At 70.7% G+C, this 14,925-nt stretch carries 14 protein-coding genes; 9 read left to right on the top strand and 5 right to left on the bottom strand.

All coding sequences use genetic code 11. The features are described from left to right. Window positions 1–7: 7 nt before the first annotated feature. The gene (locus AD72_RS32275; RefSeq protein WP_031470428.1) at window positions 8–1,771 is read right to left on the bottom strand and encodes an elongation factor G; all 1,764 of its coding nucleotides are present in this window, start codon (window positions 1,769–1,771) and stop codon (window positions 8–10) included. A 103-nt stretch (window positions 1,772–1,874) separates the two neighbouring features. Further along, a complete protein-coding gene (locus tag AD72_RS32270; RefSeq protein ID WP_031470427.1) occupies window positions 1,875–2,309 on the bottom strand; it encodes an ester cyclase in 435 nt (144 codons plus the stop codon). A 29-nt stretch (window positions 2,310–2,338) separates the two neighbouring features. On the opposite strand from AD72_RS32270, the gene AD72_RS32265 reads away from it, so the two are divergent. Then, window positions 2,339–2,974, top strand: coding sequence for a TetR/AcrR family transcriptional regulator C-terminal domain-containing protein (locus tag AD72_RS32265; protein ID WP_031470426.1), 636 nt, complete (start codon window positions 2,339–2,341; stop codon window positions 2,972–2,974). Here the strand turns inward: AD72_RS32265 and AD72_RS32260 are convergent. Next, complete coding sequence (locus AD72_RS32260; RefSeq protein ID WP_031470425.1) at window positions 2,955–4,373, bottom strand: nitrilase-related carbon-nitrogen hydrolase; 1,419 nt, start codon at window positions 4,371–4,373, stop codon at window positions 2,955–2,957. The two genes, AD72_RS32265 and AD72_RS32260, sit on opposite strands and share 20 nt — an antisense overlap. Window positions 4,374–4,498: 125 nt before the next feature. Here AD72_RS32260 and AD72_RS32255 point away from each other — a divergent pair, with 125 nt between their 5' ends. Then, window positions 4,499–5,200, top strand: coding sequence for an alpha/beta fold hydrolase (locus tag AD72_RS32255; protein ID WP_037348095.1), 702 nt, complete (start codon window positions 4,499–4,501; stop codon window positions 5,198–5,200). Here the strand turns inward: AD72_RS32255 and pcrA are convergent. Beyond that, window positions 5,157–7,490, bottom strand: a complete 2,334-nt coding sequence (gene pcrA / locus AD72_RS32250; RefSeq protein WP_031470423.1) for a DNA helicase PcrA — start codon at window positions 7,488–7,490, stop codon at window positions 5,157–5,159. The genes AD72_RS32255 and pcrA overlap by 44 nt on opposite strands. Before the next feature lie 300 nt (window positions 7,491–7,790). On the opposite strand from pcrA, the gene AD72_RS32245 reads away from it, so the two are divergent. The 6 genes from AD72_RS32245 (at window position 7,791) to AD72_RS32220 (ending at window position 13,268) form a co-directional block, all read left to right on the top strand. Beyond that, window positions 7,791–8,087: a chorismate mutase gene (locus AD72_RS32245; protein WP_031470422.1), complete on the top strand. Its 297-nt coding sequence runs from the start codon at window positions 7,791–7,793 to the stop codon at window positions 8,085–8,087. A gap of 105 nt (window positions 8,088–8,192) precedes the next feature. Next, window positions 8,193–8,522: a hypothetical protein gene (locus tag AD72_RS32240; RefSeq protein WP_031470421.1), complete on the top strand. Its 330-nt coding sequence runs from the start codon at window positions 8,193–8,195 to the stop codon at window positions 8,520–8,522. Between the two features lie 54 nt (window positions 8,523–8,576). Further along, entirely contained in the window at window positions 8,577–9,299 is a 723-nt protein-coding gene (locus AD72_RS32235) for a PIG-L deacetylase family protein (RefSeq protein ID WP_031470420.1), read from the top strand. A 49-nt stretch (window positions 9,300–9,348) separates the two neighbouring features. Continuing rightward, entirely contained in the window at window positions 9,349–10,500 is a 1,152-nt protein-coding gene (locus tag AD72_RS32230) for a hypothetical protein (RefSeq protein ID WP_031470419.1), read from the top strand. A gap of 154 nt (window positions 10,501–10,654) precedes the next feature. Then, window positions 10,655–12,052 (top strand): serine/threonine-protein kinase, encoded by a 1,398-nt coding sequence (locus tag AD72_RS32225; protein ID WP_037348091.1) that lies wholly within the window; start codon window positions 10,655–10,657, stop codon window positions 12,050–12,052. Window position 12,053: 1 nt separating this feature from the next. Next, complete coding sequence (locus AD72_RS32220) at window positions 12,054–13,268, top strand: serine/threonine-protein kinase (RefSeq protein WP_197285140.1); 1,215 nt, start codon at window positions 12,054–12,056, stop codon at window positions 13,266–13,268. Window positions 13,269–13,296: 28 nt separating this feature from the next. On the opposite strand, the gene AD72_RS32215 is transcribed toward AD72_RS32220, so the two are convergent. Further along, window positions 13,297–14,217 (bottom strand): LysR family transcriptional regulator, encoded by a 921-nt coding sequence (locus AD72_RS32215; protein WP_031470416.1) that lies wholly within the window; start codon window positions 14,215–14,217, stop codon window positions 13,297–13,299. Between the two features lie 96 nt (window positions 14,218–14,313). On the opposite strand from AD72_RS32215, the gene AD72_RS32210 reads away from it, so the two are divergent. Beyond that, window positions 14,314–14,925: DMT family transporter (locus AD72_RS32210; protein ID WP_031470415.1), on the top strand; the 612-nt coding region annotated here is incomplete at its 3' end.

Here is a 14,925-nt window from a genome sequence, read left to right as displayed (position 1 = left end):
GTGTTGCTCAGCCGTCCGGACGGCTGAGCAACACCCCTTCCCCACCCGTGCAGCCGGGCAGCCCGCGCTGGAACCCGGCAAGGGCGGCCACCGGGATCGTGCCGGTCACCCGGGTGATCCCAGCCTCGACATGGGTGTCCTCGATGATCCCGTCCGCCTTCGCGAGCGCGGCAAGTGTCCGGTTCGCCGCCGCCTCCGGGAATTCGAGCTCGAAGCGGTGCACCGGCTGGTACACCACGAGACCGGCCTGCTCGAGCGCCTCCGCGAACAGTTTCCTGGTCAGCGCGCGGAAATCCCCCGCGGTGCTCACCGGGCTCGCGTACCCGGCCGCGGTCAGCGTGATCCGGCAGTCGGTGACCCGCAGCTCCGCGGCCGCCTCGTGCACCGTTTCCTCGATCGCGGTGTAGAAGGCGCGCGGCAGCAGGCCGTGCTGCACGCCGATCCGGTAGTCGATGCCCGTTCCCGGTTCCACGTCGAGCCCGATGGTCGCCCAGTACTCGTTACGTTCCCGGGTGTCGATGCTGTGCCGCGCGCTCCCGATCCCGCGCGGGCGGTGCACGAGCACCGGGCTGACCGGGGCGAACCGGGCCTCGACACCGAACTCCGCGCGCAGCCGCGCCTCGAGCACCTCCTGCTGCACCTCGCCGTGGATGCGCACCGAACCGCTCGCCCGGTCGAACCCGATCAGCGGGTCCGCATCGGCCAGTTCGGCGAGCGCGGCGAACAACCGCAGCCGTTCGGCCGGGCGCTCCGGGGTCACCACGGTTTCCAGCGGTGGCGGGGAAAACGCGGGCTGGGCGTCCAGACCGGCCGCGCTGCCGAGCTGATCGCCGACCCTGGCCTCGCCGAGTCCGCGCACCCAGCCGATCGCGCCCGCGCCGAGCACCCCGGCCGGTTCGGTCCCGCGCGGGGTGATCCGGCGCAGCCCGGTGATCCGCGCCTTGTGCTCGCCGATCCCCTGCCCGGTGCGCCGGTACACGGTGACCGTCTCGCGTTCGGCGAATTCCCCGGCGTGCACCCGTACGAGCGCCTCGCGGGGCTTGCCCTCGATCTGGAACACCGTGGCGCGCGGCGGTTCCGCACCCGGATGCGGGACCGGGATCAGCTCGCGGATCGCGGTGACCAGTCCGGGGATCCCGGCACCGCTGGCCGCCGAGCCGAACAGCACCGGGTGCACCGCGGCCCGCGCGGTCTGCTCTCGCAGTGCCCGCGCGAACCGGTCCCGGTCGGACGCGCCCGCCAGGTAGTCGGCGAGCACCCGGTCGTCCCGTTCGGCGAGCACTTCGACGCTGCGCTCCTCCTCCGGCCCGGTGACCGCGGTCGCGGTGAGCCGGGCGCGGATCGCGGTGAGCAGTTCGGTGGCCGAGTACGGCGAGCTGTCCATCTTGTTCACGAACAGCAGGGTCGGCACCCGCATCCGGTGCAGTGCGCGCAGCAGGATCGTGGTCTGCGCCTGCACGCCCGAGGTCCCGGAGACCACGAGCACCGCGCCGTCGAGCACCCGCAGCGCGCGCTCCACCTCCGCGATGAAGTCCGGGTGCCCGGGGGTGTCGAGGATGGTGATGGTGCACCCGTCCACCTCGAAGGCGGCGACACCCGCGCGGATGGTGATGCCGCGGGCGCGTTCGAGTTCCGAGGAATCGGTGCGGGTGGTGCCTTCGTCCACGCTGCCGAGCCGCCGGGTCGCGCCCGCATCGAAGAGCAGGCGTTCGGTCAGGCTGGTCTTACCGGCGTCGACATGCGCGAGAATGCCGATATTGATCGTTTCCACAGGGATTCGTTCCCATCCTCAGGGCGGCCTTGGTCACGAGGACTTCGGACGCCCGGCGCATGCGGAACTCCCTTGAACGGAAACGATCAGTACGGTGGCCAGCCTAGCAGTGCGCGGGTTCCGGCCAGTCCCAGCCGAGCTGGGCGAACATGCCGAGGCGGTCGGAAACCGCGCGGATCTCGGTGACCCGGCCACCGGTGACGGTGAAGATCCAGATCTGCTCCACGTCGAAGCGCCGACCGGTCGGCTCCGGCATGCGCGGATGCGGGCCGGTGTGCCGCCCGGACACCCGCAGCCGCGCGACCACCCGGTCCCCCTCGGCGACCAGCTCCTCCGCACGGAACCCGGTCTCGGTCAGCGCGTCCAGCTGGCGGCGGAACCCCTCGAAGGCCGCACCCGGTTCGTCCGGCTCCCCGAAGACGATCTTGTTGTGATCGCGCACATCCGCGGCGAGAAAGTCCCCCAGTGCGTCGATCCGGCGTTCGTCCAGCGCGGCGATCAGTCCGCGCACCACGTTCTTGTGCTCCTCGGCAGTCATACCGCACAGCTTACTCTTACACTGTAAGAATGAGTCGTTCCCAGGGTGAGCGGGCCGGGCTGAGCAGGACGGGGATCCTCGACGCGGCGCTGCGGATCGTGGACGAACAGGGACTGCCCGCCCTGACCATGCGCAGGCTCGCCACCGCGCTCGGGGTGGAGGCGATGACCCTCTACCACCACGTGCCGGGCAAGGACGCGCTGCTCGACGGTCTCGTGGAACGCGTGTGCGCCCCGCTGGCCGAGGCGGTTCCCCGGCACCCGCCCGCGGAATGGGCGCGGGCGCTGCACGAGTACGCCTGCGCGCTGCGCACCACCCTGCTCGCCCATCCCGCGCTGATCGGGCTCGTCGCCGAGCGCCCGGCGAGCACCCCCGCGCTGTTGCGCGCCGTCGAGCAGGGGCTCGGGTTGCTGCGTGCCGCGGATTTTCCGCTCGGCACGGCGCTGCACCTGGTGAACGCGCTCACCTCGTTCGTCCTCGGGCACACCCGCAGCGAGGTGGCCACCGCGGAGCTGACCGGGCCCGGTTCCCGCACCCGGCTGGCCGAGCTCGACGAGGCGGAGTTCCCCCTGCTGGTGACCGCGGCGCGCACCGGGGAAGGGACCGCGGACGGGGACCGGTTCACGCTCGCGGTCGAGGCCATGCTCACCGGGTTCGCCGGGTGACCGAGCCCAGCACGGCACCCGCGGTGACGGCGAGGCACAGCCAGGCGAACCAGTCCCCGAGCGCGGTGTACGGCGTGGCGCCCGGTCCTTCGGGGATCTCGGTGACCACGCGGCTGAACGCGCCCGAACCGCCGGTCGCGGTATCGGTGCGCACCCGCCCGTAGCCGTCCGCGGCGAGTAGCCTGCTCGCCCGCCCGGACCAGGCGACCGCGAAGCCGTTCTCCACCCCGCGCAGCACCCCGTTCCTGCTGTGCTGCCAACCGTTCTCGCCCTCGTCGGATGCGGGAACCGCGAGCAGCCGCGCACCCGCGCCCGCGTATTGCCCGCTCGGATCCGGGTGGTCGAGGTCGGCGCAGATCGCCACCCCGGTCCTGCTGCCCGCCACGAAGGTCAGCGAGTGACCGGGTGCCCCGACCGCGTCGTGCTGTTTGCGGTAATCGCGCGTGGTGCCGTCCGGGGCGACCACGACCGCCAGCTGATAGGTCGGGTCCTTGTGCGCGAGGCCGACCACGACGTTCACCCCCTTCGCCCGCGCCACCCCGGCGAGCGGTCCGGTCAGCGCGGTCCGGTTCGCATCGGTCGAGCCGAAGGCGCCCTCGGGCAGGACCACGGTGCGCACCCCGGCGGGGAGTGCGGCGATCTCGGCGGTGTAGTCGCGAACCAGCGCACGCCCCTCGGCTCCGGCCACATCGATCCCCCAGCCCGCGTGGTTGTGCGCGATGAGCGCGACCCGCTGCCGTTGACCGTCCGGCTTGCCGAAGGGCTCCGTCCCGGAGAGCCGCAGTGCCCCGAAGCCGAGCGTCAGCCCGAACACGAGCACCGCCGCGACCGCGGTGCGCAGCCGCGCGGCCTTGACTACCCCGGGAGCGCACAGCGCCGCGAGCGCCGCGGAGGCGAACACGACCAGGAAATCCACCCCCCAGGCGCCGGTCACCGAGGCGATCTGCAGCAGCACCGGTGAACCGGCCTGGGTGGTGGCGAGCGTGCCGACGATCCCGAACGGGTTCAGCGAGATGAGATACATCGCGCCGGTCCAGAGCGCGGGCGCGGCGAACGCGGCGAACATCGCCCTGCCGCGCAGCACGAGCGCGCGGAACACCAGCACCGCGAGTGCGAAGGTCACCGCGAACGAGGCGCTGATCAACAGGCCCATCGGCAGCGGGACATCGTAGGAGCGGGTGTAGAAGCCCCAGCTGTTCGTGCTGCCGATCATCGAGGCGAGAAAGGCGATCCCGAACACCGGGAGCGCCCGTTCGGCGGGCGCGAGCAACAACACCGGGAGCGGAGCGAGCCAGGTCAGTGCGGCGATGGGCGCGAAACCGGTGCCCAGGTACCAGAGCAGCGCGGAGGCGGCCAGCGCGGCGAGAGCCAGCACGGTTCGGCGAACGCGGAGATCCATGCCCTCGATCCTTCGCGGCCCGCGCCCGCGCCGGAACGGGGAACTCCCCCGGATTCTCCCTGTGGTTATCCCCCACCGACATCGTGAGCTGGCAGGATGACCGCACCCAGGACAGGAGCCACCCGATGACCACCTTCGTGCTCGTGCCCGGTTCGGACGGCCGGAGCAGCTACTGGCAGCGATTCGTCCCCGAACTGGAAAGCCGCGGTCACGAGGCGCTCCCGGTCGAGCTCCCGCTCGGCGCGGACGCGGGACTCGCGGACTACGCGGAAGCGATCGTGGCCACCGCACAGGGCCACGGGGAAGTGGTGCTGCTCGCCCAGTCGATGGGCGCGTTCAGCGCACCGCTGGCGTGCGAGCGGCTGCCGGTGCGCGAGCTGGTGCTGCTCAATCCGATGGTGCCCGCGCCAGGGGAACGGGCCGCGGACTGGTGGGCGGCGACCGGTCAGCCCGCCGCGCTGGCCGAGTACGCCCGCCGCGGCGGCTGGCACACCGAGTTCGACATGCGGATTCACCTGTTCCACGACGTGCCCGAGGAGATCACCGCTGCCGCGCTCGCCGAGGGCGGCGGTGCCGCACTGGACACGGTGTTCAGCGAGCCGTGGCCCCTGACCGGCTGGCCGCGGGTACCGATCCGGGTGCTGCAGGGCCGCGCGGACCGGTTCTTCCCGTTGACCTTTCAGCGCCGGGTCGTGGCCGAGCGACTGGGCGGCATCGGGATCGAGGAGCTGCCGGGCGGCCACCTGCTGGCGTTCGGCTACCCGCGTGAGCTCGCCGAAGCCCTCACAGCTTCTGCATCGGGACCCCGCCGATCAGCATCAGCTTGATCGTGGAACCTCCGCCGAAGTCGATCGTCGCGGTCGCGTGCGGACCCGATCCGGCCGTGGCGACGACGGTGCCGAGCCCGTACTTGTCGTGGTTGACCCGGTCGCCGACGTCGAGCTTGAGCGGGGGCAGTTTGCTCGCCGCCGCCTGCTTCGGCGACTCGCGCCGTCCGAAGCCGAGCCCGCCGCCACGCGAACCGCCGCCCCAGGTGGTCGCCGAGGAGGGGCCGGAGCGTTCGGGTTCGCTGCGCCGCCAGTCGAGCAGTTCGGCGGGGATCTCGTCGAGGAACCGGGATGCGGGGTTGCTCACCGGCTGTCCCCACGCCGAGCGCACCAGGGCCCGGGACACGTAGAGCCGCTGGCGGGCACGGGTGATCCCGACATAGGCGAGCCGGCGTTCCTCGGCGAGCTCGACCGGATCGGAGAGCGCGCGCAGGTGCGGGAAGGAACCGTCCTCCATGCCGGAAAGGAACACCACGGGGAACTCCAGCCCCTTCGCGGTGTGCAGGGTCATCAGGGTGACGACGCCCTCGCCGGAGTCGGGCACCTGATCGGTGTCCGCGACCAGCGAGACCCGTTCCAGGAAGGCGGGCAGCGAGCCCTGCTCGTCCTCGGGCAGTTCCTCGGTGAACTCCCGGGCCACGGTGATCAGCTCGTTGATGTTCTCCAGCCGGGTGGCGTCCTGCGGATCATCGGAATCCTCGAGCTCGGCGCGGTACCCGGTGCGCGCGCAGACCGCCTCGGCGATCTCGGCGACCTCGGCCCCCTCCTCGACGAGCTCGGCCAGCCCGTCCCACAGTTCGACGAACCCGGTGATCGCGCGCACCGAGCGGGTGTTCAGCAGCGGGACCTTGCCCTCCACCGCGGCACGCAGGGCCGCGGCGAACGAGATCCGCTGCTGCTCGGCATAGCCGGCCACACAGGATTCGGCGCGTTCCCCGATCCCCCGCTTGGGCACGTTGAGGATCCGCCGCAGCGAGACGGTGTCCTCCGGGTTCGCCAGCACCCGCAGATAGGCGAGCACATCGCGCACCTCGCGCCGTTCGTAGAAGCGGACCCCGCCGACGACCCGGTACGGCAAGCCGAGGCGGATGAAGATTTCCTCGAACACCCGGGAGGCGGCGTTGGTGCGGTAGAACACCGCGACATCCCCATAGGTCGCCGCGCCCTCGTCGTGCAGCTTGTCGATCTCCCCGGCGACGAACGCGGCCTCGTCGTGGTCGTTGTCGGCGACGTAGCCCACGATCGGCTCGCCCTCGCCGAGATCGGTCCACAACCGCTTGTCCCTGCGCCCCGCGTTGCGCGCGATCACCGAGTTCGCCGCGGACAGGATGGTCTGGGTCGAGCGGTAGTTCTGCTCGAGCATGATCGTGCGCGCGTCCGGATAGTCCCGCTCGAACTCGGTGATGTTGCGGATCGTGGCGCCGCGGAAGGCGTAGATGGACTGGTCCGCGTCACCGACGACGCACAGCTCGGCCGGTTCCACCCCGGACTCGGTGGTCTCGGTGCCGACCAGCTCGCGCACCAGCACGTACTGGGCGTGGTTGGTGTCCTGGTACTCGTCCACGAGCACGTGCCGGAACCGCCGCCGGTAGTGCTCGGCAACCTCCGGATAGGTCTGCAGGATCTGCACGGTGCGCATGATCAGGTCGTCGAAGTCGAGCGCGTTCGCCTCGATCAGCCGCCGCGCGTACTCCTCGTAGACCTCGGCGACCCGGCGCTCCAGATCGTTGCCCGCGCGGGACTTGGCCTCCTCCGGCCCGAGCAGCTCGTTCTTCAGGTTGGACACCTTCGCCGCGAGCATCCGTGCCGGATAGCGCTTCGCGTCGATCTCCAGGTCCCGCGCGACCAGGGTGATCAGCCTGCGCGAGTCGTCCGCGTCGTAGATGGAGAAGTTCGAGTTGAACCGCCCGGCCTCGCCGGTCTCGGCCAGCATCGCGGACAGGGTCTTCGCCTCGTAGCGCAGCAGCCGCACGCACATCGAGTGGAACGTGGAGACCCACATGACCTTGGCCCGGGAGCCGACGAGCTCGGTGACCCGTTCCTTCATCTCCGCCGCGGCCTTGTTGGTGAAGGTGATCGCGAGGATCTGGCCGGGCTGCACCCCTCGTTCGCCGAGCAGATAGGCGATCCTGCGGGTGAGCACCCGCGTCTTGCCCGAGCCCGCACCCGCGACCACGAGCAGCGGGCCGCCGCTGTGCGCGACCGCGTCCGCCTGGGCGTGGTTGAGCCCGGAAAGCAGGTCGTCCTCGCTACCCGGCTGTTCGGACACCACCTCGAACAACGTACTCATCGCGCGCCCTCCTCGCGGGAGTCCGGCGCGACGCGGAGACACAGTGCCGATGATTCACTCGCAAGCTCGCTCATTGTGGAGTCACGGTACTCGCCATGCCCGACATGGCGGCGAAGGCCGGACCGTGGCAAGATGAAGGACGTGCGAGTACATGCTTACGTATTTTTCTACGGGAACCGGACTCCGGCTCCCGTGAATCGTTAGCACCGCACGCGACCACGAAGCCCCGGAGTCGGCCGACCCGGGGTTTTTTCAGGTCCGGGCGAGTCGGCACCGCACGAAACGCTAGGGAGCAACGCTGTGACCACGAACCCGGACAAGACCGCGGCGCACGACAACCCCCCGGCCGCCGCCGAGGAAGTCGACCAGTTGCGCCAGGAGATCGACTGGCTCGACGCCGAGATACTCCGCCTGGTCAAACGCAGGACCGAGGTGTCCAAGAAGGTCGGCGCCGCGCGCATGGCCGCCGGTGGACCGCGAATCGTGGTGAACCGCGAGATGAAGGTGCTCGACCGGTTCCGCGAGCTCGGTCCGGAGGGCCGTCAGCTCGCCATCACCCTGCTGAATCTCGGCCGCGGCCGGCTGGGCCACCGCTGAGGCCGGGCTCCCCGGATCCGCCGGGCGACCGGAGTTCCCGGCCGCCCGGAAAATCAGGGATGTCACCGATGCGCGTTCGTAGCCGACTTCGTGGACACTGGACATATGGAATGGATCTTCGGTCTCGTGGCGTTCATCGCGGCCCTCGGCGGTCTGGTCGCCGCACTCGGCCACGGCGGCTACGTCTACATGCTGGGTTCGGTGGCCAAGAAGAAGGGCGCCGGCGGTGAGCCGATCGCGAAGTTCGCCCGCGGCAGGTACGGCGTCGCCGCGGCGGGAGTCGGCGCGGGCATCATCGGGTTGCTGTTCACCCTCGGCGACAGCTTCGGCGTCGACCTGGTCGGGCTGCTCATCGGGCTGGGCACCATCGGCGCTTCCACCAAGGCACTGCAGACGTCCAAGGAAGGGCTCCGGCTCGGCGGGCGCACACGGTAGCGACACACCTACGGTGGCGCACAGCTTCGTTGCCGGGTCAACTATCCTGAGGCGATGGTTCCCGAGTCGGACGTGAGCAGGGTGCTCGTGGTCGCCGCGCATCCCGACGACGTCGACTTCGGCGCTGCGGGCACCGTCGCCCGCTGGACCTCGGCCGGTTCCGAGGTGGCGTACTGCATCTGCACCAGCGGTGACGCGGTCGGAATCAGCGGGCTCGGCCGCGAACAGGTCGGCCAGGCCCGCCGCCGGGAACAGCTCGCCGCGGCGGGCGAGGTCGGGGTCGCCGACGTGACCTTTCTCGGTTACCCGGACGGCCGGGTGGAGCCGAGCCTCGCGCTGCGCCGCGACATCACCAGGGTGATCCGCAAGCTGCGCCCCGAACGGGTGCTCACCTGGTCGCCGGAGATCAACTGGCAGCATTTCGTGACCGCGCACCCGGACCACCGGGCAGTCGGCGAGGCGACCATCGCCGCGGTCTATCCGGACGCACGCAACCCGTACGCGCATCCGGAGTTGCTCGCGGAGGAAAGCCTCCGCCCCTGGGTGGTCCCGGAACTGTGGATCGCCGACCCGCCTCCGCACATCCGCACCCAAGCGGTGGATGTGACTGACACTTTCGGGGCAAAATTGGCCGCCTTGCGGGCGCATCGCTCGCAGACCGGTCACCTCGACTCACTGGAGAGCTCGCTGCGCGGGTACCTTGAACAGACCGCACAACGACATGGGTTGCCCGCCGGGCGGCTCGCGGAGGCGTTCCAAGTGGTGCAAACGGGTTAATCTGATGGACCCAGGCGTCACCGGGCGGGAAGGAAACGGTCTCCCCACCATGGACGGTGGAACGGACATCATCGGTCAGACAGGCGACGAGCACGGTCGGCACAGCAGGGCCGCCGACCGTGCCGGTACCAGTGCGTGGACACCCGCCGTCGGCCGCCCCGCCGAGACCCCCGCCAACTACGGAAGACACGCCGCGCAGAACGTCCCCGCCCAGCGCGGACCGGGCACCCCGATGCGCGGCGAGGACTACCTGCCGAACCTGCGGCCGAGCAAGCACGAGGCCGGGCCAGAACCGGTTCCGGTACTCGAACCGGTGGAGTACGACCGCCCGCCGAAGGTGGACCCGCTCGCCGACACCGACTCGTTCGGCCTGCGCAAGTTCAACCTCGGCAGCGTGCCCGCCTCGGTGACCCCGCCGCGCACCTGGCGCAGGGCCGCCTGGTTCTCGGTCGCCGCCTCCGGTGCCGCGCTGACCGCGCTCGTCGCCGTGGCCAGCGCCTTCGTCGGCAAAGGCGAGCGGACCACGATCGACGCGCTGCCCGGACTGCCGAGCGCCCCGCTCGCCACCGAACAGCAGCCCGACCAGGGCACCGGCAAGCACGCGCTGCGCGAGACCGCGCGGACCACTGAGCGCACCGGGCCGGACCGGCGCACCACCACGATGGTGGACGCCAACCACGACGGAGTGTTCGACACCTCGGTGGTCAACGGGCCCGTCGCGGCAGGCGATCCGGTCTCCTCGGCGAACCCGGACAGCGCGAGCAACGGCTCCGGTTCGAGCAGCGGGCCCACGAACTCGAGCTCCTCCACGATCACCGCCAAGCCGCTGCCGCCTCCGCAGGAGAACACCGAGGTGGAGATGGCACAGCCGGAGTGGGCGCGTGCCATGGCCGGGGACACCACCGACCCGAAGCAGTCCGACAGGGTGAGCCGGTCCTACTACGACACGGTGGCCGACAATCCGAGCGCGGCGCTGAGTGCCTACGCCGCCGACTCGATGAGCAGTGCGCAGCGCAAGGCGATCAAGAAGCGGTACGCCGATGTCCAGTACATCCGGGTCTCCTACCGTTATGTCGATCCGAACGCGCGCACCACGACGAACACCATGAAGCTCTACTACAAGGACGGCACGGTCCGCGTCGTACGGCACACCCTGACCTTCACCAAGGGCGATCATCCCAAGATCATTTCCGAATCCTGATCACGAAGGGGCTGACGATCGCGACCGCGGGTGAACCAATAACCTAGAGTCGTGACGAGTACCGAGACGGATGGCGCATGAGCGAGCTTGCAAGGTCACCGATGGACACGGCAGCGTCGCTCGCGAAGCCGGCGAGCGTCAGCGAGGAGGATTCGTGAGCGGTCAGGGCACGCTCATCGCCGGCCGGTACCGGCTCGAACGCAAGATCGGCAGCGGCGCCATGGGGGTCGTGTGGGAGTCACTCGATGAGCGGCTGAACCGCACCGTCGCGGTGAAGCAGCTATTGCTGCAGCCCGCGCTCGAGCCGAACGAGCGGGACGAGGCCGTCGAGCGCACGCTGCGTGAGGGCCGGATCGCCGCACGCCTGCATCACCCGAACGCCATCTCGGTGTTCGACGTCGTGGACAACGACGGGGTGCCCTGCCTGGTCATGGAGTATCTGCCCTCGCGCAGCCTGGACGACGTCATCCGGGAGCGCGGCTCGATCTCCCCCGGCGATGTGGCCACCATCGGGGCCCAGGTCGCCGCCGCGCTGGCCGCCGCGCACGACGCGGGAATCGTGCACCGCGACATCAAACCGGGCAATGTGCTGCTCGGCAGGGGCGGCCAGGTCAAGATCACCGACTTCGGCATCTCCCGGGCCACCGATGACATCACCGTGACCAAGACCGGGCTGATCGCCGGAACCCCGGCCTATCTGGCTCCCGAGGTCGCCGTGGGCCGGGAACCGCTTCCGCCCTCGGATGTGTTCTCCCTCGGTTCCACGCTGTACGCAGCGGTGGAGGGCGAACCGCCGTTCGGGCTCTCCGACAACACGCTCTCCCTGCTGCACGTGGTCGCGCGCGGGCAGATCAACCCGCCGCGCCAGGCGGGCCCGCTCACCGAGGTGCTCGAGGCCCTGCTGCGCGCCGATCCGGATTCCCGGCCGACCGCGCGGGATGCCTCCGGCATGCTGCGCGCGGTCTCGCAGGGCCAGGCCCCGGATGTCCCGCCGGACCCGAACGGCGGCACGACCGCGGTGATGGCCGGCCAGAACCCGGCGACCCGCGCGATGACCTCCGCCCTCCCCGCGCAGGGCACCCAGGTCCGCCCGGCCGCCGAGGAGGAACAGGTCGGCCCGCCGCCGCGCAAATCGCGCAAAGCGCTGTGGCTGAGCCTGCTCGCCCTGCTCGTGCTCGCCGCGATCGTGCTCGGGCTCTGGGCCGGGGGCGTGTTCGGCGCGGGCGAGAAGAAACCGCAGCTGCCGGTCCCGTCCGCCCCGTCGAGCACGGTGGAGCTGCCGACGACGACGCCCGAGGACACCACGGTGGAGGACACGACACCGCAGGAGCCGACGCGGACCCGCGAGCACCGGGAGACGATCGAGCCGACGACCACCCGGCAGCGGGAGACCACGACCACCGAGCCGACTCCGACCACCGAGGCACCGACCACCACGCCGAACCAGACGCTGCTGCCCGGCGGGGGCGGCGACAACAACGGCGGCGGGGGCGGCGGCGCCCAGGGCGGACCTGTCCCTGGCGGGCACGGTCACGGCGGGAACAACCAGTAGCGTGGCTGCTCAGGGAGTGCTGATCGCCGGGCGGTACCGGCTCGGCGAGCGGATCGGGAGCGGCGCGATGGGCGTCGTGTGGCAGGCGACCGACGAGCGGTTGCAGCGCACCGTCGCGCTCAAACACGTGTACACCTCGCCGGGACTGTCCGCCGACGACCGGGAGACCGCCAACGCGCGGGTGCTCCGGGAGGGTCGGATCGCCGCGCGGTTGCACCACCACTGCGCGATCACGGTGCACGATGTCGTGGAACACGAGGGCGATCCCTGGCTGGTGCAGGAGTACCTGCCCTCGCGCAGCCTTGCCCAGTGGCTCGCCGAGAGCGGCCCGCTGGACGCGCGGGACGCGGCGACCGCGGGGGCCAGCGTGGCCAGCGCGCTCGCCGTCGCGCACGCGGCCGGGGTGGTGCACCGGGACGTGAAACCGGCCAACATCCTGCTCGGCGACGACGGTTCGGTGAAGATCACCGACTTCGGTATCTCCCGGGCGAGCGGAGACGTCACGCTCACCTCCACCGGGCTGATCGCGGGCACCCCCGCCTACCTCTCGCCCGAGATGGCGCGCGGGCAGACCCCGGCGCCGCCCTCCGACGTGTTCTCCCTCGGTTCCACGCTGTACGCGGCCGTCGAGGGGCGGGCACCGTTCGGTTCCGGCGGTTCGGAGAATCCGATCGCCCTGCTGCACACCGTCGCCGCGGCCGAGTTCGAACCGCCGCGCAACGCGGGCCTGCTCACCGCGCTGATCATGCGCCTGATGCGGGCCGACCCCGCGGAACGCCCGACGATGTCCCAGGTCGTCGACGCACTCAACGAGATACGCCAGGGCCACACCGTGTCCGCCGAGGCCCTCGAGCCCCCGCCGCTGCCCGCGGAACCGAGCACCCCGCCGTCCGGGCAGCCGACCCAGCGCATCCAGCCGATGCCGCAGCGCTCCGCCGCGCCACAGCCGGGCGTCCAGCAACCAGGCGCACAGCCGCCGACCACCCAGCAGCCGAGTACCCCGCCGCGCAGCGTTCCGCAGCAGAACCCCGTCCCCCAGCAGAGCGCCGTTCCCCAGCCGACCCGCCAGCACCTGCCCGCCGTGGCCACCGCGACCGCGCGCAGGCCCGGTTCCGCACTCGACACGCGCACCGTGGTGCTCTCCGTGCTCGCGGTGCTCGTGGCGATCGCCGTCGGGATCGGGGTCTCCAGCCTGCTCATGCAGCTCGCCGGTTGACGCCCGGCCGCCGATCCGCGAACGGGAATCAGTTCCCGATTCCGGCGTCCGCCTCGCCCGCGACCTTTTGCAGTGCCCGCAACATCTCCTGCACGGCGGGCCGGTCGGCGACGGCATCGCGCACCACGGCGTAGATGGAGCGCACCGGGGCGGGCCTGCGCACGTGCCGGACCACGATTCCGTTGTGCACGGCGCCGAGCGCGATCTCCGGGACGAGGGTGACCCCGAGCCCGGCGGCGACGAATCCTTGCGCGGTAGGGAAATCGTCGCCCTCGACGACGAAGTTCGGAGTGAATCCGGCCGCGGTACAGGCTTTCATCATGATCTGGCGGCACAGCCCGTGCGGTGCCTCGGTGTCCACCCAGGGTTCCTCGGCGAGCGCGGCGAGGTCTAGGATGTCCCGGTCGGCGAGCGGATGATCCTTGGGCAGCACGGCCCGGTACGGATCGTCGAGCAGGTGCACCGGGGTGAATCCGGGCTGGGCGCTGGCGAAGTCCTCGTGCAGCACGACGATCTCGATATCGGCCGGATCATCGGCGGCCCCGCGCACGACATAGGCGGGTTCGTTGAGCTTGAGGTCCACCCGGACATCGCTGATGTTCCTGCGGAATTCGGCGACGGCCGGAGGAACCAGGGTGGCACCGGCGGTGGTGAAGTAGGTCATCCGCAGCGGCCCGGAGTGCCCCTCGCGCAGATCGATGAGCGCGCGCTCGGCCTCGACCAGTTTGGCCATGATCTCCTCGGCGTACCCGGCGAGCAGGGTTCCCGCCGCGGTGGGCCGCACCCCGCGCCCATCCTTCTCCAGCAGTTCGGCACCGGCCTCCCGGGTCAGGGCGGCGATCTGCTGGCTCACCGCGGACGGGGTGTAGCCCAGATTGACGGCGGCGGCGCTGATCGAACCGCTGGTGAGCACCGAGGAGAGCACGCGTAACCGGCGAACATCGAGCATACGAGGATCTTACAGTCCAGCTTAAGCGTCATGAAGCAGATTTCGATTGTGCTAACGAATAACCGGCCGGATCATCGATGCGGGAAGGAGATGTCGATGACTCGGTCGCACGGACTGCGCAGCCTCGCGCGGATGGGTTTGCTCGCTTGCCTCTTCGGGTCCAGTTTCCTGTGGATCAAGCTCGCCCTCGGTGGTTTCGAACCGCTGCAGCTGGTGTTCGGGCGGTTGGTGCTCGGCGCGCTCGTGCTGTTCGCGATCGTCAAGGCCACCGGGAAGCGGCTGCCCCGCACCCGGGGAATGTGGCTGCGCATCCTGGTTCCCGCCGTGGTGGGGAACGCGATCCCGTTCTGTATGTTCGCCTTCGGGGAGCGCACGGTCGACTCCGGGCTCGCCGGGGTGCTGAACGCGACCACCCCGTTGTGGGCGCTGCTGATCGGGTTCCTGCTGGGCAGCGAACGCCTCTCGAACATCACCAAGACGGCCGGGCTGCTGCTCGGTTTCGGCGGGGTGCTGGTGATCTTCGCGCCCTGGCAGGCCAGCGGGATCGCCTCCTGGGGAGCCGCGGCCTGCCTGCTCGCCGCGGCGAGCTACGCGGTCAGCTACACCTACATCGCCCGGGTGCTCAGCGGAAAGATCGCACCGACGGTGCTCGCGACCAGTCAGCTCGGCATGGCCGCGGTGCTGATCGCGGTGGCCCTGCCGATCGGC

Source organism: Sciscionella sediminilitoris (genome assembly GCF_000737195.2).
GTDB classification, from domain to species: domain Bacteria; phylum Actinomycetota; class Actinomycetes; order Mycobacteriales; family Pseudonocardiaceae; genus Sciscionella; species Sciscionella sediminilitoris.
The sequence above is the reverse complement of the archived record's forward strand: the minus strand, read 5'-3'. Positions and strand labels throughout refer to the sequence as shown.

Excerpts from the sequence above, each read along its gene's own strand:
- AD72_RS32255 (WP_037348095.1), top strand. The coding sequence starts at position 4,499 with ATGACCACCTTCGTGCTCGTGCCCGGTTCGGACGGCCGGAGCAGCTAC.
- AD72_RS32240 (WP_031470421.1), top strand. The coding sequence starts at position 8,193 with ATGGAATGGATCTTCGGTCTCGTGGCGTTCATCGCGGCCCTCGGCGGT.
- pcrA (WP_031470423.1), bottom strand. The coding sequence starts at position 7,490 with ATGAGTACGTTGTTCGAGGTGGTGTCCGAACAGCCGGGTAGCGAGGAC.
- AD72_RS32230 (WP_031470419.1), top strand. The coding sequence starts at position 9,349 with ATGGACGGTGGAACGGACATCATCGGTCAGACAGGCGACGAGCACGGT.
- AD72_RS32260 (WP_031470425.1), bottom strand. The coding sequence starts at position 4,373 with ATGGATCTCCGCGTTCGCCGAACCGTGCTGGCTCTCGCCGCGCTGGCC.
- AD72_RS32270 (WP_031470427.1), bottom strand. The coding sequence starts at position 2,309 with ATGACTGCCGAGGAGCACAAGAACGTGGTGCGCGGACTGATCGCCGCG.
- AD72_RS32215 (WP_031470416.1), bottom strand. The coding sequence starts at position 14,217 with ATGCTCGATGTTCGCCGGTTACGCGTGCTCTCCTCGGTGCTCACCAGC.
- AD72_RS32235 (WP_031470420.1), top strand. The coding sequence starts at position 8,577 with ATGGTTCCCGAGTCGGACGTGAGCAGGGTGCTCGTGGTCGCCGCGCAT.
- AD72_RS32265 (WP_031470426.1), top strand. The coding sequence starts at position 2,339 with ATGAGTCGTTCCCAGGGTGAGCGGGCCGGGCTGAGCAGGACGGGGATC.